We start from the raw sequence: 18,439 nt of genomic DNA on the forward strand, positions 1-18,439 counted from the left end.
TGCTGTAGCTTTGTTTAAGGCTGCTACCTCGGATGGCTTTATTACCTTCTATACTCAAGTTTCTAATGACTTGATTAAAGTTCAGGAAATGGTTAAGGATTTCTTCGAATATCAAACCAATTTACTCGAAAAACTATTATCTGAAGCTATTCAAAATAAAGAATTACCGGAAGAAACACCCATCAAACAAACAGCATGCGAATCCTAATGAGATTGATTTGAACAAGCTCAACATCCTTTGGGGAGATAAAGATTTGGAGTATTCTGTTCCAGATGAATGGAGCCACAAACCAATCACTCACTTACCGTTAGGACATCAATTTCCTTTTTCTCACCTGGAAATAATTGCACAATGGATTCGAAAATGGATTCAATAAAAACTGGACCTTAGTCGAGGTTTGCTACCAGCCGAAGACGGTTTTCGAATCCCGGAGCTCATCGTACAATAAAGGGAAGACTTATGGAGGAGCGATTGATCATGGACTATGAACAAAAAATACAGAGGGAAGTTGCCGATTGGGAACAAGCCATGTTCAAACCACCGGGATGGCTGGAAAAAACTTCGAAAAGCATCGGCAATCGAATCAATCATTGGATTCCCCCGAAGGTGCACAGTATCATTACGACCACTATTCGATCAATCGTGCGTACGGCATTGTTCGGTGCGGAGTATATGCCTAGTCGGCAGGTGGAGCGTACTCTGGAACTAGAGGCTGCGGATCTAGAAGCGAAGGAATTATTTGCCCTGTACCAAAAAATTGCGGTTGCCGAAGGGGCTGGAACTGGAGCTGGAGGCATCATGCTTAGCATGGTGGACTTTCCCGCTTTAATTGCGATCAAGATGAAATATTTATTTGAGCTGGCGCATGTTTACGGTTATGACACCAAACACTTCTCCGAGCGTGTATTCATTCTTAAGGTATTTCAGATGACTTTCTCTGGGCCGGAAAACCGTGCACGGCTGCTCGATTCTATCAAGCGTTGGCATGTTGAGAAGGAACAATGGTCTTCTGAAGCGGAGTACTCCAAGAATATGGACTGGGAGACCTTTCAGATCGAGTATCGCGACGCCATGGACTTTCGGAAAATGCTGCAGATGGTGCCAGGCATCGGTGCCATCGCAGGCGCATGGGCAAATTACTCCATTCTTGAGGAGCTGCGTGAATTCGCCATGAATGCTTACCGCCTGCGCAGATTGCACGATGATCTCGGGTTTATGGATTAATTATAGAGGGATGAAGTGCTCCCTTGCATGGTCTGCATCATGGCATAATAATATGCTTTTTCGATAATGGGTGTATGTTCGGGATTTAACCATAGGTCTGCCCCCGGCAAGAGCAATATAGCGGAGCTTTCAAGGGTGATCTCTTCTATCGTTGTATCAGGCAGGATGGTCATTCCGCCCTTGGTTGTTATGGGAGATTTGGCAGCTGCCACCGTTTTAACGGGAATACGCGTCTCTTTACTTAAAATATTGACCTGAGTTGAGCTCTGCAATGACATATCCAAGCTCCCAATCGGCCATCGAATCCAGCACATAAACATAAGCGTATTTCATCTATTCATCCTTAATGATTTAGGACATCATCGTTATCTATCCGAATTATAATCCGATTTTGCGTGTTGTTCTCCCTCCTACATCTGAAAATACAGGTCTAATGTAGACATCAGTATGTCGGTGTTCCTCAGGATTGCCTTTCCTTCTATCGATTTCAAATAAAATTTGTTGCAATTCTAGATTGTTCAGCTCCAGATTATGGGATATGATAGATGTACTACTTATCAGAGGTGTAATACATATGAAAAAGACTTTAGCCCTACTCATCATGTTGGCATTACTTATTCTGCCATCGCAGGCCTTGGCCGCACCCCAAGTCAAAATGTCTACTTCCGAGGTAAACAAAATCTACTTCGAAGAGTACAATGTCAGGCTGAAACAGGTGAAGAGCAACATAAGCAAAATTAAAGCTCCAGCGTGCCAAAACGTGGCCTCTCTCTCGAGCCAGTACAAGCAATTAACGACGAATTACAATAAACTCAAAAAATCCAAGGCCGATAAAACCGCTTTAAGCCAAGCCAAGGCAGCACTTGATAAGTCCAAGAAGAGCCTTAGTGAAGCAAAGAAGGCCTGCAGTATCAAGACTGCTGAGCTAAAAAAGGCTGCCAATAACGACTTAAAAGAGATCACCCAATTAAAAACTTCAACCGTCAAAGCGCTGATTAATGAGTACAATAAAGGTACCATTACTTCGAATCAGTTCAATGAGCGCATGCTGAATCTCGCAAAGCATGTAGATGATTATTTCTCGGCTATTCTGGAAGGGCTTAAGTAGATCTATAGCAGTTTACTATCTTTCTATTTCGCGAGCATATACTTAAACAATCTCATTTGATCTCCGTGGAAGCCTTGTCCTCAGATTGGGACAAGGCTTCCATCGTTCAATAACAAAAAGCCGCGATTCCCTTCGCGACTTCTGCCCCTTATTATCCTAGTAATCCACGTTTAGTACAGCATTTATATTACGGCTGCTATGATCTTACGATTTTAATACTCTCCTTTTATTACAAAGAACGAGCCCCGAATGGTTCCAGCTAATTTAGATTTCTGTCTGGCAAACTTAAACTTCCCTTCCAGCTCCTCGGGTACCTCCATCCCTTCCGAAAGCTTAAAACCCACGGCCCGCTTCTTGGGATCATCAACCGTATACATGACATTGAGTCCGAGACCATCCTCATAAAAAACATAGGAAAATTGAATATTTTCCACTTGAAAACGGGATGTTTCTAATGGTTTGGCCGCAAACGCAAGATCACGTTCTTCTTTCAAAATGCGGTTAACATAATCAAGGGTTTCTTGGCTCTCGCTGGCGGGTAGAACTGTAAATTCATGCTTATATTTGTTCATAAAGTAACGGGCTTCATTCGCTCGTAAACCAGCAAGTGCTTCTGCTACAGGCGATGACTCTAAACCAACCGTAGATACATTCTTAAAGTCAACGATATAGGACATATTCATTCATTCCTCCTAAAAGTTTTGCGAGTTTTACTTCTTAGTCGTACTTCGAGCAAAACACGCCTTGGTCGTATTCATTAATTCATTATTTTTTTACGACAGGAATCCACAATTCACCAATGACCAAGCCATTTTGGTGATCCATTTCAACGGTTGCATTCGGCCCACCAACATACGCGAAACTTGTGGCTTCCGGCAAAACTTGACCAAAGGCAATGCCAGTCAGCTTGTTACTCAACTCTTCGGCAGACTGCCCTTCCCCTTTCACAACGAGATATTCCCCCTTAGGAAATTGAATGACTCTGGTAGCTTCCGGTAACGATGCCTGAGACATGACACCAGCATAAAACATCATCTTGTTATTCACCGCTTCGTTCACTGCGAAAATGTAGTCATTGTCGGCCACACTTTTTAAAGTGTCAAGCGTTCCATCCTCTTTGACGGCCGACCAAAAGTCTGCCTTCTCCTTGTTAATTCCAGCATAGTCTGTGTAGTGGCTCTTAAGCTCAGTACCAATTCCTAATACGATAAAGCTGTCTTTTTCTTCAAGGGTATATTCTGCCATTTTCAAAACCTTCCTTTGTTTTAAATTTACCAAATGATTTGTCTTTACACTTGATAGGTTTATAATATCCTTAAATCATGTCAAATAATGATACTGTTTAGGGGGCTCCAATGAAAAAAGTTGAACGGATAAACGTCATCATGCGGTATATCAACAACCGCGCCCACTTTACCATTTCTGAAATCATGCGAGAATTTAACATCTCTCGTTCGACAGCTATTCGGGATATCCGGGAAATCGAAGCTATGGGGATGCCGCTAGTCGCAGAAGTCGGGCGGGATGGAGGTTATTTTGTCATGAACAACTCCGTTCTGCCTACGGTCCGCTTTACTGACACTGAAATTAAAGCTTTGTTCATTGCCTTTATGGCAACAAGAAATCAACAGCTCCCTTATTTAAAGAGTCGGCATTCTTTAGCTGAAAAATTACTTGGCCTCATTTCAAAAAACCAGCAAGATGACCTGGTACTATTAAATCAAATATTACTTTTCGAAGGGACCAATCCCAATAACCCCGACTTGCTTGATCTGTCGGATCTGCCCCATCCGCTGTTAGAGAAACTCATCCAAATCATACTGCTGGACAGCTATTTATTAGTTTCCATTCAAGAAGAGAAGGAAATAAAGTCGTATCCCATTTATCTTCTGCACCTATATCGTGAAAAAAGCTTATGGTTAATTGAAGGCTTTGACTTAGAGGAAGAAAAGAGACGGATTATTTCTGTCGATAATCTTACCCAGGTAGAACGATTCCAGACGAAAAAAAATGTAAGCAAGAAAAAGATCTTAGAGCAGTTAAGCAAACAGGAAGAAGCCACTAACCTTGTCCTTGAGCTTGGACCTAAGGCGATTGCCCAGTTCAAGAAGTACCATCCTTTAAAGTTTTCAATTGCATATACCAATCCTTACCAAACCACTGCCATCCTTAAGACCTTTATCCATGTTGATCAAGCAGAAGAATTAAACGAAATCACCAATTGGCTGCTTTTTCTAGGTAACGATATTACGGTCAGGGAGATGCCGGATGCGGTCATAGATGCTTTACAGAAGAGATTAAACCTATTCTGCCCATAAAATGGCCAATGGAACCCATTTGCTTGCTGAATACTTAAAAATGCCGTGATTTCACAATTCATTCTTCCACGTGCAAAATATAGGGTTTTATCGTCAAACGTGTAACAAGGATGTATCCACATAAAAAAAGAGCCCGGTACATGACCCGACTCAAATAAACAAGAAAAACTAATCTATATGTAACCTACAAGATTCTTAACAAATGAAAGCGAAATTTATGAGAACTACGGTTTCGCTACGGATACGAGAAGCTCGTTCCCGCCTGAGATAACCGTCAGCTCAGACGGCAAATCCAGGTCCTTCACAAACAGTGTATCTCCGACTTCCATCGCGCTGATATCCAGCTCTACGGAAGATGGCAGGTACTTCGGCAATGCTTCAACTTCCACAAAAGGGTCCTGAATATGCACAACGCCGCCCGTTTTTGTACCAACAGGGGTGCCAATAAACTTCACTGCAAGTTTCGTACGAATGATTTCGCCCGTTTGAACAAGCTGAAAATCGACATGCAAAGGAGCTCCAGTCACAGGGTTCCGCTGAAGGTCTTCCAGCAATACCGTCAGAGATTTGTCGCCATCCATCTTCAGTTCGATGAAACCGGACTCCCCTTTTTTAAGCCATTTCTCAAACTCTATGGTGGAAATGTGTATGATCTCGTTGTCTACGTTCTTTCCAAATACAACCCCGGGCAAACGCCCCTTCTGACGCAAATTACGCAGTCCGGAAGAATTCAATCTCGGACGTCTTTCTGTATGAATGCATGCAGCCATGCTCTACCTCTCCTTTATATGAGTGATCTTAGCGCTGTAACAGCGGCCCTAGAACCTCCCCTGCCAGGGGACAAATAGAGAAACATAGCATCACGACCCTCCAAATCCTGTCAGATAGTTAGCAATACATTAAATGTAAAAAACCCGGAAATACAGACGAAGGCACCCCACTCAAAAAGAGTGGAATGCCCATGGGTTTCATACATCATATCATAGATTCGTAACCTTGTCGAAGTTACTGCCGTGTTGCTTCATTTTGTAACAACATCCTCAAGTCTGTTTCACAGTGAACTTACAACCAAAGCATCGCAAGTTTCAGAAATTGTATGGAGCCTATTATTTCAATAATTCCAACTTTCATCGGCCGTATGACTTTTCCGGCATATAGGGCATGAAATAAAGAACATTGTACAGGATAATGAGAACCATCATGCGGTCCCATCCTCCGCCAAGCAGATAAGCAGCTGCACCTCCTAACGAAAATATGAGAATTGCACATAAATCGTTAAATACTGCCCGCTCCTTTTTCCTCCTAACGTTCCATATGTTGACCATGAGAAGCAAGAGCAGAAGGGTCCGAATAAGGCAAGCTGCGGCAATGTCAGCAGCGGTGGAATCAAACTTAGAACAGCGATCGCCCCATAAATTGTCCCCCACTTGATCATGCGGGCGATCAGCACGCTTCTTAAATGACTGTAGAAACGGATAGGATGCCCAATAAAGAAATAACCATGCTACAAATGAGAATACGTGCATCCCATTCGGCTTACCGGATAACATACCGATCACGAATGGAATGCTGACCATCGCCCAGCCGCCATGTTCATGGGGAATGACCATCCCCTGCTTCTTCACAACTCATGCCCCCTCTCTACGGGTTACCTATCTACCCGCCGATATAGGACATGTTTATTTTATTGCGCCGTTTCGCCGTCTGCTCCGTTCTTTCATCAGAGTAACGATCTGCTCTCTTCTCCCATACGCCGCGAATCGCAGCCAGAATCTGTTCGTCTGTCGCCCCGCCGCGAACAAGTTCACGTACATCATATCCCTGTGAAGCGAACAGACAAGTATACATTTTTCCATCCGAAGATAATCGGGCTCGTGTACATGATGAACAGAATGATTCCGATACGGAAGTAATAAAGCCGACCTCAGCTCCATTGTCTTTATATCGATAGCGCTTAGCCACTTCTCCATAATAATGCTGCTCAAGCGGCTCCAATTCATAAGAAGAGGCCAGTCGTTCATAAATCTCCTTCTTCGTGACAACATGCTCGAAACTCCAGCCGTTGTCATTGCCAACATCCATAAACTCGATAAAACACAGCATAATTCCCTGTTCCTTGAAATAAGCCGCCATGGGCAATATTTCCTGATCATTCAAACCTTTTTGCACGACCATGTTGACTTTGACTTGAAAACCTACATCACGAGCATGCTTGATATTTCCCAAAATATGATCCGGTTTAATCCCACGGCCGTTGATACGGGCAAACAATTCCGGGTCGAGTGCATCAAGGCTAATGTTGAGTCGGCGTAAACCTTGATCATACAGCGGCTGGGCATACTGCTTTAATAAAAGACCATTAGTCGTCAGTCCGATGTCTTCGATTCCCTCAACCTCAGTAAGCATACCTACGAGCACCGGCAGGTCTCTTCGCAATAGCGGTTCGCCGCCAGTTAAACGGATCTTCTTTACTCCAAGTGATGCGAACAGCCGTGCTACTCGGCTGATCTCCTCAAAAGACAGCAGCTCCTGTTTCGGGAGGAATGGGAAGTCATCGCCGAATATTTCCTTCGGCATGCAATAGGTGCAGCGGAAATTGCAGCGATCGGTCACGGATATGCGCAAATCGCGGATCGGCCGTTGCAGCTGATCCCGCATGGGTATGGTTGTCATATATCCTCTTCCTCTCTTGTCATGCTATTCCGGCGTATTCATATTCCGAAACACCAAGTCTGTATTCACGGTTAATTCGTTTGCTTGAATCCATGTTGTCTTAACTTGCTTCAGTAATCTCATCACGCTGTATTGACCAAGTTCCAGCGATTGGCGAATCGTAGATTTAATTCGTTGATCAAAGATGGCAACCAGAGGATGGTACATACCGTCTGCTTGTACAGCAATCACATCTTCGTCTGCACAATATTTCACAAGTGTTTCCATCACTTCAGGATGCATATAAGGCATATCACAGGGTAATACGGCATACCGCAATGCGGGGTAGAACGTCATCGCTGAATAGATACCGGCAAGTGGTCCACATCCGCAAAAGGGTTCAACATCCGTCACCACGTTCGTTTCTGGATGATAACACTCCCGGTGTTCCTCACGCGCTACAATGATAACTTGCGAACTTATGCCTATAAGCGCATTGACCGCAATCTCGTAATAAGCCATGCCGTCCGCCTGGGCGAAAGCTTTGGGGGAACCGTAGCGACTGGACAGTCCACCTGCCAGAACGATTCCAAGCGTATCCATCATCCACCACTCACCGGTGGGATAAGTGCCACGATATCACCGGAATGTATAACATCTTCCTGGCTGGCGTACTCCTCGTTCACAGCAACAAATACCGTCTTGTTTCGAAACGCCGGGTAGGTCTCTTCTACCCAATCAAGAAGATCTTGCACCTTCCAGTTCTCTCGATCGATTGTCTCTTCGGCCTTTCCGGCAGCATCACGCAGGCCTGCAAAATAATAAACCTGAATCATACCATCGTTCCTCCCTGATTAGGCTTCTTCTTCTGATCTCCTATCCATTCCTCGCCATCTTCCCATATTTCCTTCTTCCATATCGGAACCATTTCTTTAATCCGTTCAATCGCATATTCATTAGCTTCATACGCTGCTTTGCGGTGCGGCGATGATACCGCAATGACAACGGCGATATCCGAAATATGCAGTTCACCGATCCGGTGGGCAATCGCTACGCGTGCACCCGGCCATTTCTCTTCAATCTCAAGACCTACCTGAGCAAGCTTCTTCTCAGCCATCGGCACATATGCCTCGTAAGCCAGATACAAGGTCCTGACTCCATGCGTCCATTCACGGACATGACCTGTAAACGTGGTCACCGCTCCTGCTCCTGGGTGCAGAACATAATCAATGTAATCCTGGACATTAATGGTCTCCGTTACAATTGCATATGGTTTCATCTAGTGATCACCTTCTATATAATCTAGCATCCATTGATTGATCAAAAGCTCCTGCACATGATTCTGGGGCATCGTCTCTCCCCACAATGGAACATCTACTCTATTATAAACGATCCCAAGCCCAATGTACGATAAAAAAGAGACTTGCATAGCTGACTTCACCCGAACAGCTTATGATACAGGCTTCAAGCAGCATTAACATCACGCAGCCCATGGATAATAAGCCTGCCGGTATTAAATAGCATCATGCGGTATCCTTCTACGTAAAACTCTACAAAATAAGGCGTTCGCTTGCACGTGGAACCGAGTCTCCCAGCAAGCTGCACCGCATCATCCATGCTAAGACTGCGGCCATGGTGAGCTAAGATCTGAACCGCATCTCGTCCGCATAAGACCGCGTATTTCATGTGTTCATGCTTAATAAGTGACGGAAATGTAGGATGGTTTCGGCATGTTTCACAAGCTCTTTCTTTTCCTATTGTGTACTGCGCTGCGGATTTCGCCAATATATTTTAAAGGAATGCTATCTCGATGGGCTTTCTTCTATGTTAAGGGAGGAAGATAAGTATATGCCGATACGTCCGCCAATCTTGCGGAGGGGCGACACCATTGGAATCGTTACCTTGGGCAGCCCGCTCGCTGCAAGTATCATTGATGCCCGAATCGAATTTTTGAGAGCGTTAGACTTCAATATTGTATTAGGAGAATATGTATATGCACAGAATGGATTTCTTGCTGGCACAGACGAACAGCGAGCATCCGATTTGATGAGGATGTTTCAAGACGATCAGGTAAAAATGATACTACCCACCCGAGGCGGTACAGGAGTGGCTGGAATTCTACCCTATCTGGATTATCGTGTGATCCGAAACAATCCAAAAATCGTTACAGGCTACAGCGATATAACCGTGCTATTAAACGTACTGCATCAATATGTGGATTTAATAACATTTCATAGCCTGCTGCTTATTGATTTCAAATCCCAAACGCCCGATTATAATTTTGATCAGTTTTTTTCCGCGACTTCAGTATATTCATTATCCCGGACCATCTTGAACCCGCCAGGGATGCCGCTGATAAGCCGTATTCCCGGCAACGTTACAGGGCAGCTTGTAGGCGGTAATCTGACATCGTTTGTCGATACGCTCGGAACGCCATTCGAAATCGATACACGCGGTAAGATTCTGCTTCTTGAAGAAACACATGAACCGACTAATACAGTGTACAGGTACTTGAATGATTTGAAGCTTGCCGGGAAATTTCGTGATTGTATCGGAATTATTATGGGAGAATGCACAGGCTGCTTGGCGGCTTATGGCAAATCCTATGAGGATGTAATTGCCGAATTTCTATTACCTCTTGGCAAGCCGATGATCACAAACCTTGCCAGTGGACATGGTATCTATAAAGCCGCTTTGCCGATTGGCGCGACCGTGAATCTTGATTCGATCAACACCAGAATAACGATAATTGAACCTACCGTCAGCGTTAGCCAATCGATATGATGAACTTCTTATGCTTGCTCGATTCGGCACATAAATACGCATTTGACTAATCGAACCCGTCAACTTCATGCGATCTTTTTTTTATGTAATGCGACCAACATAAAAAAACTGCACCTCCAACTGTTAGATGTGTCTAACAATTGGGGTGCAGTTCATATCCTGCGGCTTTTTATGCTGTATGCTATTCTCTTTGTCTCGTAAGAAGCAGCATAATAAACGAAATAATAATCATCGCTCCCGTCCAAGCCCAAGCCATCGTCATATTCCCCGCATCAACTGCAACGAATATCGCTGTAGGGATGGTCTGGGTTTTACCCGGAATATTTCCTGCAATCATTAACGTCGCTCCAAATTCACCCAGACCACGGGCAAACCCTAGAATATAGGCTGAAACTAACGAACGATATGTCAAGGGAAGCGTTATGTGCCTGAAAACCTGCCATTCATTAGCGCCGGTTGAACGAGCAGCTTCCTCCAGTCTTCGATCAACTGAAGAGAATCCTACCTTCATCGTTTGGTACACGAGCGGGAAGGCCACCACAATCGAGGCGATCACTGCAGCCCACCACGAGAAAATGATCGGAGCGGCAAAGAGCCATTCCACCCATTGTCCAAACCAGCTTTTTCGCCCCAACAAAACTAACAGTATAAAACCCACCACGGTTGGGGGAAGTACTAGCGGCAGCATAAATGCTGTCTCAAGTAAGGTTTTTCCTTTAAAGGATTTTTGAGACATCCACCAAGCAGCAGCCACACCAAGCAGGACAACGATTAGACTCGATAACACGGACACCTGCAGTGACAGTTTGATCGGAATCCAAAATTCGTTCCAGTTCATAGGGCCTCTATTAATGTATAACGGAGAATCCGTATTTCACAAACACGTCCAGCGCTTCTTGTGTCTGCAGATAAGCGTAGAAATCTTCCGCCTCTTTACTATGCTTCGTTGCCTTTACAATCCCTATTGGATATTCAACCGGCGTATAGGTGGTGGGATCCACGGCGAACGCAACTTTTACTTTATCCGAGGTTAATGCGTCTGTTTTATAGACAAAGCCGATATCTGCATTTCCTGTTTCTACATATTGAAGCACTTGTCTTACATCTTTAGCTTGTACCATCTTGGATTGGAGCGAATCCCAAAGCTTCGCACTAGTAAGCGCTTCTTTAGCATAGCCCCCCGCGGGTACACTTTCAGGAATGCCAATCGCAATATTCCTCACATCAGACTTGGACAAATCGTCAACCCCTGTAACAGATACTTGCCCATCTGTAGAAACAACAGCTACCACTTCATTGCTTAGTACGTTTTTTTGTTGGTCTGCATCTATAAGTTGTTTCTCTACGAGTGCATTCATATTCTTGGTTGCAGCAGAAAGGAACAAGTCCGCCGGCGCCCCCTGCTCAATCTGCTGCTGCAATGCTCCTGACGCGCCGAAGTTAAAATTCAATTTAATATTTGGATTTTTCGTTTCATAAGCCAGCTGAATTTCCTTGAGTGCATCTGTCATACTTGCTGCAGCAGATACAATCAACTCCACCTTTTCAGCCGTTTCCGGGCTTTGTTTCTCCACGCTTGAAGCTTGTGAACCAGTATTGTCGTTCGCTGCAGTACCGCAGCCTGCTGTGATTAGCAGCATGGCCAACACAAGAGTTAATAGCGCACTAATCTTTGTCTTTTTAAACATGGTTTCTCCTCCGAAGTTATATCTAGTTATAATTGAACATAAACATTATACTTATATGAAGTTGAGATTGTAAACTAAATATATTTGTTTATATCTATTTATAATCAAACATGTCTATTCTCCGCACTCATTCGCGGAATGATTAGCAGCCCGCCTGCCTTCTTCTAGTTATGATATAATTAGCCATAGATAGATGTAAACCAACTTATATAGCTAACTGGGAGGATCATGATATGTCCAGCGACATGTCTTATACAACTGAAGAAATCGCCAAACTATTAAAAATATCAAAGCTCACCGTGTATGATCTCATCAAAAAAGGAGAGCTGGCCTCCTATCGGGTCGGTAAGCAAATGCGTGTGGACGCCGCTGACCTGGAGGCTTACAAACAACGCACGAGAATGGTTCCGGTGCTTGGCCAGTCGATTCAGACTCATTCTCCTGCACCAGCACAACCTCTGGCTTCAGACAATGTGAACCGTCCAATCGTAATAACCGGGCATGACATTAGTTTAGATATCTTGGCTAAGCATATGGAGAAGGCCATCCCCTCCATTCGCCCTTTGCGTTCGTTTGTTGGTAGTCTCGATAGCTTAATATCCATGTATCGAGGCGAGGCAGATATCGTTAGCACCCACCTCTTGGATGGTGATACCGGAGAATACAACCTGCCGTATATACGAAGGCTGCTTGTCGGATCTTCATATGTGGTCGTTAATCTGCTATCCAGACATGCAGGACTTTATGTCCAGCCGGGCAACCCTTTCGCTCTGAAGCAGTGGTCCGATTTAAGCCGCCCAGGACTGCGATTTGCCAATCGGGAGAAAGGATCAGGTGCCAGAGTACTGCTTGACGAACAGATCCGCCTTCACGGAATCAAGCCAGAACAACTCTCCGGTTATGACAATATTCAGACTAATCATCTCGGTGTGGCGATGAAAGTCGCTTCCGGTGAAGCCGATGTCGGCGTAGGCATAGAAAAAGCCGCCTCGATCGTCGGGCAAGTTGATTTTATTCCTTTGATTCAGGAGCGTTATGATCTTGTGCTGCTTAAAACAACCTGGTCCCAGACTTGGATTCCTACCCTTTTGCAAATTCTGCAATCGGACACCTTCAAGAAGGAATTGCAGTCGATTCCAGGGTTTGATTTGTCCCGCACAGGGGAAATCTTATTTGAGACATGAACAAGCCATAATCAAAGTTTGCTTTTACCCTGATACAATAATAAATGCATCGAACCTGTTAAGTTCGATGCATTTATTTGTACACCTTTTAGATATGATTGCTATTTATTAATAGCTCCAGACCAAGAAATAGAAGCAGACCGCTAACACTTGCATAAGCACTGAGGAGATATCGCTTGGAGTTCTTTTCAAAACGTCTTTCAGCAACGGATCGGAAAGCGTGCAGTATAGCCAGTACAAGAATAATGTCATGATAAGCCGATAATCTCCATTTCATCACAAATCTCATGTAAAAAATGGCGATTAGGGAAATAGCTACAATGATGAGCTCCCCAATTAGATGAAATCGATTGATATGCTTATACAACGGACTATCTGAATTGTCAGATACCCTCAGCTTTTTTTTGATCCATAGGTACCCGACAATGACTACAATCGCATACAAAACGATACCGATGAGCAACATTTGTAAAGTCACCCCTCTATTTGATTAGCGCCCGTATTATTTAAAATATAAGCTCTCCAGGGTGTTTACAATTGTGCTTAATAGCTTATATTAAGGCCTTATCCAGTTACAGTATTCACGATTTTCAGAACAGCGTTCCTCGTTAACTTGCTTCCCCCCGCAGAAATGACCTTGACCGTAGCATGAGCTAACGCTAATGGAATCTTGCAGAATTTTAATGCCGGTCCATTCTTCAAGTCTGCAATATAAGAGTCGGCGATTTGTAAATTGCGACGGGTGTACTGCTGCATCTCTTTAAATCCCCATCCATCCGGGAAGAAGTCAACGCCACGCTTAATATCTTCATCTCTGTTACGGAGGATATTTACCGCTTGGAGCCCTCTTCCGAAAGCAATCGCCTTGATTGAGTCAGATTGCGTTCCATCATGCCAGAACCAAAGCTCTGATAACATTTCTCCAACCATTCCAGCAACGCTATAGGTATATCCGTCCAAATCCTCTTCCGTATGAATATTCCACCCGTTCTTCACCCATTCAGCCATATGCAATGACATCTTTGCAGTATAACGATATACAATTGAGGCTGCAGAAGACGGACAAAGAAGTGCCCAGTCATCCAGTTGCATAGAAACCGCTGGTAGTACCGTCCGATACGGTGATAGAATTTTATGTGTTTGTGGTGCTTCATTAATATCTTGTGATTCGAATATTTCGGAAATGCCAAGAAGCAGTTCCACCTTCAATTCGTCACTGAGATCATTATGGTCCTCGATTTCATCTATTGCACGCATACATAGGTAGGCAGATGCAACGGCCTCTTTTATTCCTACATCCAGATAACTAATCGGTATATAGAAAGTACGGCTTGTGTCCTTCAACATGGTCATTGCTTCATTCAGGGCGATGTTATTAATGACGATTCCCTCCAAGTAGTAGCTCAGCATTATATTATTTAACCCAATGATAACACAAATTGATAGGGTCAATCCAAACCAATCACCGCTATCGATTGACACGCCAAAAAAGCCGTGGATTTCCGACTTCAATCCGATATATGTGTATGAATGCTGTCGTTGATACCTCCTTTAATCATCACATACTAATCAGTTTAAAAGTGAATTATAAAAGAACAAATACCGGGCACGCAGAGCATGCCCGGTGTTTGTCTTATTCAGCTTCCGCTGACGTTTATTTCACCAGCCACAGGGCCGGAACATTTGGTGGCTCCCATCCCGTTAATGAAGTATGCGGCTGACGGCATATATAAGTTTTCCCGCCATATGTGACCTCGTCATTCGCTTTATAACTCACATTGGGAGCCCATGCCTGTGGGCCACCCGGAGACGCATCTGTTGTTACACTTATCGTCGTGCCGGGTGAGATATTGCCTGCCGCATCCTTCGCTTTTATCGTGAATTGGTAGGTCGTATTGGCTGACAGGCCGCTGATCACAGCCGTTGTCCCGCTCACATCAGCATTATTGGTCCCATAAGTTATTGTATATCCTGTAACGCCAACATTATCTGTAGATGCCGTCCAGCTTAAAGTTACACTGCTCGCCGATTTATTCGTTACTTGGACATTGCTTGGAGCTGTAGGGGCTACCTGATCCCCTCCACCCACCGCAGATGTGGTGACAGTTACGGAATTGCTGGCAGCCGACTGGTTACCTGCGGCATCCCTGGCTTTTACGGTAAACACATAGGATGTTGAAGGACTCAAACCGGTAATCAATGCACTAGTACCCGTTGCGTTCACTGCTTGAGAACCAAAGTATACGGTATAACCTGTCACCCCGACATTATCAGTAGAAGCATTCCAACTTAAATTCACGCTGTTCGAGGTTACGGCATTCGCGACGACATTCGTTGGTGCTGTTGGAGGCTGCGTATCTGGTGTCGATGGTGTCAAGTTATCTAGATATGCACGATGACTATTTGAGAATTCAAAATTGTTAAATTTGTCCCAGTTGATCGACCAGGTCATGACTCCGCGGAAGCTCGGATATCCATTCGTACTGCCTCGTGTTTTGTAGCTTGGTAATTGTACCCCTTTTATCAGCGCATCCAGCGCTTTCTGCACTTCAGCTACCGAGGTAAAGCCTCCCCCTGCATTCGTGTTGGCCGGTAAGCCCAGCACTACTTGATCTGGCCGAAGAGCCGGGAATTGATAATTCGGATTTTTAGCTACCGGAAAACCCGTTAGCAGCATATCTGCCATGGCTACATGGAAATCGGCATTACCCATCGTATGATATTGATCGTCAAGTCCGGTGATCGGTCCCGAATTGTAATTCTGTACCTGAATCCAATCCAGGATATCGCGTGTCGCATAGATGACGGGTAAATAAGACCCGGCACGATTGTCACAACTGATGCAGCTGCCGCCGTAGAAGCTATAACCCAACTGCACGAAGAAAGTTTCCGGCGCCATCGTTAAATAAAATTTCTCGGTACCAAAATGATTATTAATTGTTCGCAGTGCGGAAATCAGATTGACGATGACAGGAGTTGTAGGATTCCGGAAATCACTGTCGCCTGCATTAAGGAACAGGGAATGACCTTCAAAATCAACATCCAATCCATCAAATCCATAAGTTTCAATAATGGAAGTTACGGAGCTAACAAATTGATCCCTCGCCGCCGTTGTAGGAAGCTGTACTTGCCCGTTCGCCCCTCCTATGGAAATGAGGACCTTCTTGCCTTGACTTTGCAGATAAGCCACATCGGCTTTAAATTCAGCAACCGTATAATTATAAGGCGTAAATCCAATCACCCCGCTGCTTACACCCGAAGTAGGTTCTGCAAAAGACACATTGATGACATCAAACTTCGGTGACACATCACGCAGCTTAATAAACCCGGAACCATTGTCAAAGTTGTGCCAATAACCGACCATTGTTTTGCTTGCTACTGCAGCACGAGCCGGAGTTGTAAACAAATGAACTTGAAATAACGACAAAATCAGGACAGTAATCAGAATCATCACAATCGGCTTGCGTAACGCTTTACCATTCATAGCCATTCTTCATTTACCTCCTTCGTATTACGCCTTATGATGGCGTTTACATAAATTCCAAAGTCTGATGAGATTCGTCCCCTCCTTTATGTGTTGGATTGTGCAGGACGGCAATAGTTATTACTTGACGCTCTCCTACTCTTCCATTATCAGGATAATAGGTTGACCACATAAGGGATAATATCGAACAATCAGGGAGAATATTTGTTAATGTAAATAGAACGGTTTGATTGTCAAAACAGCCGGACACTAAAACACCCCCGTGATTCAATTTCACAAGGGTGTAATGGCTTCTAATTTTTATAAATTTCATAGATTCCAAGACGATACTTATTTTGGGATATAGACTTTATATATATTCAGCCTATTCAATTAAAGGAATCTCAACTTGAAAAGCCTTTTCTAGCAGCCCAACAGGCACGAGTAAGTTTCCTTGCTCTCCGAGGAAAGAGGGTAAAGCATCTGGTAACAGGACTCCGTTCAGAAGAACCTCCTCTCCCCAATGCTTCAACTCTAACACAGTATCCCCTTTTGAAAACACGACCCGAGAGTTTGATGCATCCCATGAAATTTCAGCTTCAATCCTTTCGGCAAGTTCCCTGGCGGGAAGACGGCTTTCATTAAAAGGTTTAAGGTCTTCTATTGTATGGATATCCTTCAACTTTGCCCCCGGTATCTTATATTCGACGCGGTAGGACTTGTCTTCTGGCTGCAGCAGGAATAAGATGATGCCGAATCGTGGCTGTTCGTAGGGTTTTAAAGCCGTTAGGATATGAAACATTTGCTCCAGATCATTTTTTTGCAGGGCCCGTTCTAGTTGAAATATTAAATCGAATTGCAAGTTTGACTGGGTGTAAGATGGGATCGTTCCTTCGACTACTTTCATCTGGTCCTTTATTTCTGCACAACAAGTGAAATCTATAAAAGGCTGACTCTTGAGATCGCTGTCAATGTTCAATAAACGGTGTTCCACATCTTCTTTGACTTGATAAACCCATAATGTTTCTGCATAATCATCCCGATATCCGGTGGGCGTATCCTTGCTTGGATAAACACTGAATTCCAGGTTGCTCGAGCTTTTGGGGTGCACTCGTGCACTGATAGGTTCAATATTATCCCATAAATAGGTGACTTTTTTGATAACCATCGGCTCGTTATATGTTTGTTCGAGATAATGTCTCACTTTGGATGAATAAACTGTTTTTTGAATCATGCCGTATTGAAATTCCAGCACGCCTATAACAAGCACCAGCAGAAACAAACTAATCGATCCTACAACGATTCTCCCAAGAAGCCTTCCTCTTCTCATCTTGGCCGCCATCTCCCTTCAAAAATGTAGACGCGACAAATATTAAATAAGTTTCATATCTTACCAGTTGAGTCTATTGATGGACTACAAAAAGCCGCAGTGTACCGGCGGTAATACCGATACATTGCGGCAACAGAGATCTTCGTTTAGTGGTTCAGCTCATCGGCCGAAAGACCGTACATGCCCGGCACCGGAACATCTAGCAACCGTAAATACACCCCGAGCTGTGCCCGGTGGTGAATCATATGACTCAATCCGAAGGTACGCAGTGCCATTGCCCTCGGTTGGCGCAGGATGATATGGTCCCCGTTTCGCAAGGTCCATTCCTCGCCCAGTGTTTTCTCATCGCAATCGGCTAACAGCTGTTCCATCTTGACGAAGTTCACATCGAATTCTTTCAGAACATCTTCACGACATGTCAAAGCTTCCCGCCGGGACGGTACGGCCGATAGATCGAGTACCGGATATTGGAGGATCGCCATTTGCCAGTTCAGCAGGTTAATTAGATGAGTGGCTAACCCGCCCAATGTCATCGATTTTACATGCGGCTTCCACGTCATATGCTCCTCGGGTAAACATTCCAGTATACGTCGCGTCGCGGCAAGCTCCTGCATGGCATCCCCGATGATTAGTTGTTTCTGCATAAAGACCTCCTACTTTTTTTATGGATTTCCCATTTCAAAGACA

23 protein-coding genes are annotated in these 18,439 nt (G+C 44.3%); 6 read left to right on the forward strand and 17 right to left on the reverse strand.

Going from position 1 to position 18,439, the window contains the following annotated elements; translation table 11 throughout:
• Nucleotides 1-10: 10 nt before the first annotated feature.
• Together ABEQ74_RS02195 and ABEQ74_RS02200 are read left to right on the forward strand one after the other, a co-directional pair.
• Entirely contained in the window at nt 11-208 is a 198-nt protein-coding gene (locus tag ABEQ74_RS02195; RefSeq protein WP_430118986.1) for a hypothetical protein, read from the forward strand.
• Between the two features lie 270 nt (nt 209-478).
• The gene (locus ABEQ74_RS02200; protein WP_430118988.1) at nt 479-1,225 is read left to right on the forward strand and encodes an EcsC family protein; all 747 of its coding nucleotides are present in this window, start codon (nt 479-481) and stop codon (nt 1,223-1,225) included.
• Here ABEQ74_RS02200 and ABEQ74_RS02205 read toward each other — a convergent pair.
• Nucleotides 1,222-1,503: a DJ-1/PfpI family protein gene (locus ABEQ74_RS02205; protein WP_430118990.1), complete on the reverse strand. Its 282-nt coding sequence runs from the start codon at nt 1,501-1,503 to the stop codon at nt 1,222-1,224. The genes ABEQ74_RS02200 and ABEQ74_RS02205 overlap by 4 nt on opposite strands.
• A gap of 296 nt (nt 1,504-1,799) precedes the next feature.
• Here ABEQ74_RS02205 and ABEQ74_RS02210 point away from each other — a divergent pair, with 296 nt between their 5' ends.
• Nucleotides 1,800-2,333 (forward strand): hypothetical protein, encoded by a 534-nt coding sequence (locus ABEQ74_RS02210; RefSeq protein ID WP_430118992.1) that lies wholly within the window; start codon nt 1,800-1,802, stop codon nt 2,331-2,333.
• A gap of 212 nt (nt 2,334-2,545) precedes the next feature.
• Here the strand turns inward: ABEQ74_RS02210 and ABEQ74_RS02215 are convergent, their stop codons facing one another.
• Together ABEQ74_RS02215 and ABEQ74_RS02220 are read right to left on the reverse strand one after the other, a co-directional pair.
• Nucleotides 2,546-3,010, reverse strand: a complete 465-nt coding sequence (locus tag ABEQ74_RS02215; RefSeq protein ID WP_430120871.1) for a phage tail protein — start codon at nt 3,008-3,010, stop codon at nt 2,546-2,548.
• 88 nt (nt 3,011-3,098) lie between these two features.
• The gene (locus ABEQ74_RS02220) at nt 3,099-3,578 is read right to left on the reverse strand and encodes a GyrI-like domain-containing protein (RefSeq protein WP_430118994.1); all 480 of its coding nucleotides are present in this window, start codon (nt 3,576-3,578) and stop codon (nt 3,099-3,101) included.
• Between the two features lie 110 nt (nt 3,579-3,688).
• Between ABEQ74_RS02220 and ABEQ74_RS02225 the strand changes: the two genes are divergently transcribed.
• Nucleotides 3,689-4,651, forward strand: coding sequence for a helix-turn-helix transcriptional regulator (locus ABEQ74_RS02225; RefSeq protein WP_430118996.1), 963 nt, complete (start codon nt 3,689-3,691; stop codon nt 4,649-4,651).
• 224 nt (nt 4,652-4,875) lie between these two features.
• Here the strand turns inward: ABEQ74_RS02225 and ABEQ74_RS02230 are convergent, their stop codons facing one another.
• From ABEQ74_RS02230 to ABEQ74_RS02260, 7 genes are all read right to left on the reverse strand, one after another.
• Entirely contained in the window at nt 4,876-5,421 is a 546-nt protein-coding gene (locus ABEQ74_RS02230; RefSeq protein WP_430118998.1) for a 50S ribosomal protein L25, read from the reverse strand.
• Between the two features lie 357 nt (nt 5,422-5,778).
• On the reverse strand, nt 5,779-6,276 hold the full coding sequence (locus ABEQ74_RS02235; protein ID WP_430119000.1) for a YwiC-like family protein: 498 nt from the start codon (nt 6,274-6,276) through the stop codon (nt 5,779-5,781).
• Between the two features lie 31 nt (nt 6,277-6,307).
• Nucleotides 6,308-7,324, reverse strand: coding sequence for a GTP 3',8-cyclase MoaA (gene moaA, locus ABEQ74_RS02240; protein WP_430119002.1), 1,017 nt, complete (start codon nt 7,322-7,324; stop codon nt 6,308-6,310).
• A gap of 24 nt (nt 7,325-7,348) precedes the next feature.
• The gene (locus ABEQ74_RS02245; protein WP_430119004.1) at nt 7,349-7,909 is read right to left on the reverse strand and encodes a molybdenum cofactor guanylyltransferase; all 561 of its coding nucleotides are present in this window, start codon (nt 7,907-7,909) and stop codon (nt 7,349-7,351) included.
• The gene (moaD, locus tag ABEQ74_RS02250) at nt 7,906-8,139 is read right to left on the reverse strand and encodes a molybdopterin converting factor subunit 1 (protein ID WP_430119006.1); all 234 of its coding nucleotides are present in this window, start codon (nt 8,137-8,139) and stop codon (nt 7,906-7,908) included. Before moaD ends, ABEQ74_RS02245 begins: the two co-directional genes overlap by 4 nt.
• Entirely contained in the window at nt 8,136-8,582 is a 447-nt protein-coding gene (locus tag ABEQ74_RS02255; protein WP_430119007.1) for a molybdenum cofactor biosynthesis protein MoaE, read from the reverse strand. Before ABEQ74_RS02255 ends, moaD begins: the two co-directional genes overlap by 4 nt.
• Nucleotides 8,583-8,767: 185 nt before the next feature.
• The gene (locus tag ABEQ74_RS02260) at nt 8,768-8,989 is read right to left on the reverse strand and encodes a hypothetical protein (protein ID WP_430119009.1); all 222 of its coding nucleotides are present in this window, start codon (nt 8,987-8,989) and stop codon (nt 8,768-8,770) included.
• A 162-nt stretch (nt 8,990-9,151) separates the two neighbouring features.
• Here ABEQ74_RS02260 and ABEQ74_RS02265 point away from each other — a divergent pair, with 162 nt between their 5' ends.
• Nucleotides 9,152-10,087, forward strand: coding sequence for a S66 peptidase family protein (locus ABEQ74_RS02265; protein ID WP_430119011.1), 936 nt, complete (start codon nt 9,152-9,154; stop codon nt 10,085-10,087).
• 181 nt (nt 10,088-10,268) lie between these two features.
• On the opposite strand, the gene modB is transcribed toward ABEQ74_RS02265, so the two are convergent.
• Together modB and modA are read right to left on the reverse strand one after the other, a co-directional pair.
• Nucleotides 10,269-10,925, reverse strand: coding sequence for a molybdate ABC transporter permease subunit (gene modB, locus ABEQ74_RS02270; RefSeq protein WP_430119013.1), 657 nt, complete (start codon nt 10,923-10,925; stop codon nt 10,269-10,271).
• Nucleotides 10,926-10,935: 10 nt separating this feature from the next.
• On the reverse strand, nt 10,936-11,775 hold the full coding sequence (gene modA / locus ABEQ74_RS02275; protein ID WP_430119015.1) for a molybdate ABC transporter substrate-binding protein: 840 nt from the start codon (nt 11,773-11,775) through the stop codon (nt 10,936-10,938).
• Between the two features lie 233 nt (nt 11,776-12,008).
• Between modA and ABEQ74_RS02280 the strand changes: the two genes are divergently transcribed.
• A complete protein-coding gene (locus ABEQ74_RS02280; RefSeq protein ID WP_430119017.1) occupies nt 12,009-12,959 on the forward strand; it encodes a substrate-binding domain-containing protein in 951 nt (316 codons plus the stop codon).
• 88 nt (nt 12,960-13,047) lie between these two features.
• Here the strand turns inward: ABEQ74_RS02280 and ABEQ74_RS02285 are convergent, their stop codons facing one another.
• The 5 genes from ABEQ74_RS02285 to ABEQ74_RS02305 form a co-directional block, all read right to left on the reverse strand.
• Nucleotides 13,048-13,425: a DUF4181 domain-containing protein gene (locus ABEQ74_RS02285; RefSeq protein WP_430119019.1), complete on the reverse strand. Its 378-nt coding sequence runs from the start codon at nt 13,423-13,425 to the stop codon at nt 13,048-13,050.
• 98 nt (nt 13,426-13,523) lie between these two features.
• On the reverse strand, nt 13,524-14,369 hold the full coding sequence (locus tag ABEQ74_RS02290) for a squalene/phytoene synthase family protein (protein WP_430119021.1): 846 nt from the start codon (nt 14,367-14,369) through the stop codon (nt 13,524-13,526).
• 244 nt (nt 14,370-14,613) lie between these two features.
• The gene (locus tag ABEQ74_RS02295; RefSeq protein WP_430119023.1) at nt 14,614-16,449 is read right to left on the reverse strand and encodes a fibronectin type III domain-containing protein; all 1,836 of its coding nucleotides are present in this window, start codon (nt 16,447-16,449) and stop codon (nt 14,614-14,616) included.
• A 358-nt stretch (nt 16,450-16,807) separates the two neighbouring features.
• Nucleotides 16,808-17,752 (reverse strand): stalk domain-containing protein, encoded by a 945-nt coding sequence (locus ABEQ74_RS02300; protein WP_430119025.1) that lies wholly within the window; start codon nt 17,750-17,752, stop codon nt 16,808-16,810.
• A 146-nt stretch (nt 17,753-17,898) separates the two neighbouring features.
• Complete coding sequence (locus ABEQ74_RS02305; RefSeq protein WP_430119027.1) at nt 17,899-18,396, reverse strand: DinB family protein; 498 nt, start codon at nt 18,394-18,396, stop codon at nt 17,899-17,901.
• Nucleotides 18,397-18,439: the final 43 nt, after the last annotated feature.

Origin of the sequence: Paenibacillus solani (assembly GCF_050475945.1) — a bacterium.
Classification (GTDB): domain Bacteria; phylum Bacillota; class Bacilli; order Paenibacillales; family Paenibacillaceae; genus Paenibacillus_AQ; species Paenibacillus_AQ solani_A.

What these genes read in the sequence shown, in the direction of transcription:
- ABEQ74_RS02200 (WP_430118988.1), top strand. Translation starts at nt 479, where the DNA reads ATGGACTATGAACAAAAAATACAGAGGGAAGTTGCCGATTGGGAACAA.
- ABEQ74_RS02205 (WP_430118990.1), bottom strand. Translation starts at nt 1,503, where the DNA reads ATGTCATTGCAGAGCTCAACTCAGGTCAATATTTTAAGTAAAGAGACG.
- ABEQ74_RS02210 (WP_430118992.1), top strand. Translation starts at nt 1,800, where the DNA reads ATGAAAAAGACTTTAGCCCTACTCATCATGTTGGCATTACTTATTCTG.
- ABEQ74_RS02215 (WP_430120871.1), bottom strand. Translation starts at nt 3,010, where the DNA reads ATGTCCTATATCGTTGACTTTAAGAATGTATCTACGGTTGGTTTAGAG.
- ABEQ74_RS02220 (WP_430118994.1), bottom strand. Translation starts at nt 3,578, where the DNA reads ATGGCAGAATATACCCTTGAAGAAAAAGACAGCTTTATCGTATTAGGA.
- ABEQ74_RS02225 (WP_430118996.1), top strand. Translation starts at nt 3,689, where the DNA reads ATGAAAAAAGTTGAACGGATAAACGTCATCATGCGGTATATCAACAAC.
- ABEQ74_RS02230 (WP_430118998.1), bottom strand. Translation starts at nt 5,421, where the DNA reads ATGGCTGCATGCATTCATACAGAAAGACGTCCGAGATTGAATTCTTCC.
- moaA (WP_430119002.1), bottom strand. Translation starts at nt 7,324, where the DNA reads ATGACAACCATACCCATGCGGGATCAGCTGCAACGGCCGATCCGCGAT.
- ABEQ74_RS02245 (WP_430119004.1), bottom strand. Translation starts at nt 7,909, where the DNA reads ATGATGGATACGCTTGGAATCGTTCTGGCAGGTGGACTGTCCAGTCGC.
- moaD (WP_430119006.1), bottom strand. Translation starts at nt 8,139, where the DNA reads ATGATTCAGGTTTATTATTTTGCAGGCCTGCGTGATGCTGCCGGAAAG.
- ABEQ74_RS02255 (WP_430119007.1), bottom strand. Translation starts at nt 8,582, where the DNA reads ATGAAACCATATGCAATTGTAACGGAGACCATTAATGTCCAGGATTAC.
- ABEQ74_RS02260 (WP_430119009.1), bottom strand. Translation starts at nt 8,989, where the DNA reads ATGAAATACGCGGTCTTATGCGGACGAGATGCGGTTCAGATCTTAGCT.
- ABEQ74_RS02265 (WP_430119011.1), top strand. Translation starts at nt 9,152, where the DNA reads ATGCCGATACGTCCGCCAATCTTGCGGAGGGGCGACACCATTGGAATC.
- modB (WP_430119013.1), bottom strand. Translation starts at nt 10,925, where the DNA reads ATGAACTGGAACGAATTTTGGATTCCGATCAAACTGTCACTGCAGGTG.
- modA (WP_430119015.1), bottom strand. Translation starts at nt 11,775, where the DNA reads ATGTTTAAAAAGACAAAGATTAGTGCGCTATTAACTCTTGTGTTGGCC.
- ABEQ74_RS02280 (WP_430119017.1), top strand. Translation starts at nt 12,009, where the DNA reads ATGTCCAGCGACATGTCTTATACAACTGAAGAAATCGCCAAACTATTA.
- ABEQ74_RS02285 (WP_430119019.1), bottom strand. Translation starts at nt 13,425, where the DNA reads ATGTTGCTCATCGGTATCGTTTTGTATGCGATTGTAGTCATTGTCGGG.
- ABEQ74_RS02290 (WP_430119021.1), bottom strand. Translation starts at nt 14,369, where the DNA reads ATGCTGAGCTACTACTTGGAGGGAATCGTCATTAATAACATCGCCCTG.
- ABEQ74_RS02295 (WP_430119023.1), bottom strand. Translation starts at nt 16,449, where the DNA reads ATGGCTATGAATGGTAAAGCGTTACGCAAGCCGATTGTGATGATTCTG.
- ABEQ74_RS02300 (WP_430119025.1), bottom strand. Translation starts at nt 17,752, where the DNA reads ATGAGAAGAGGAAGGCTTCTTGGGAGAATCGTTGTAGGATCGATTAGT.
- ABEQ74_RS02305 (WP_430119027.1), bottom strand. Translation starts at nt 18,396, where the DNA reads ATGCAGAAACAACTAATCATCGGGGATGCCATGCAGGAGCTTGCCGCG.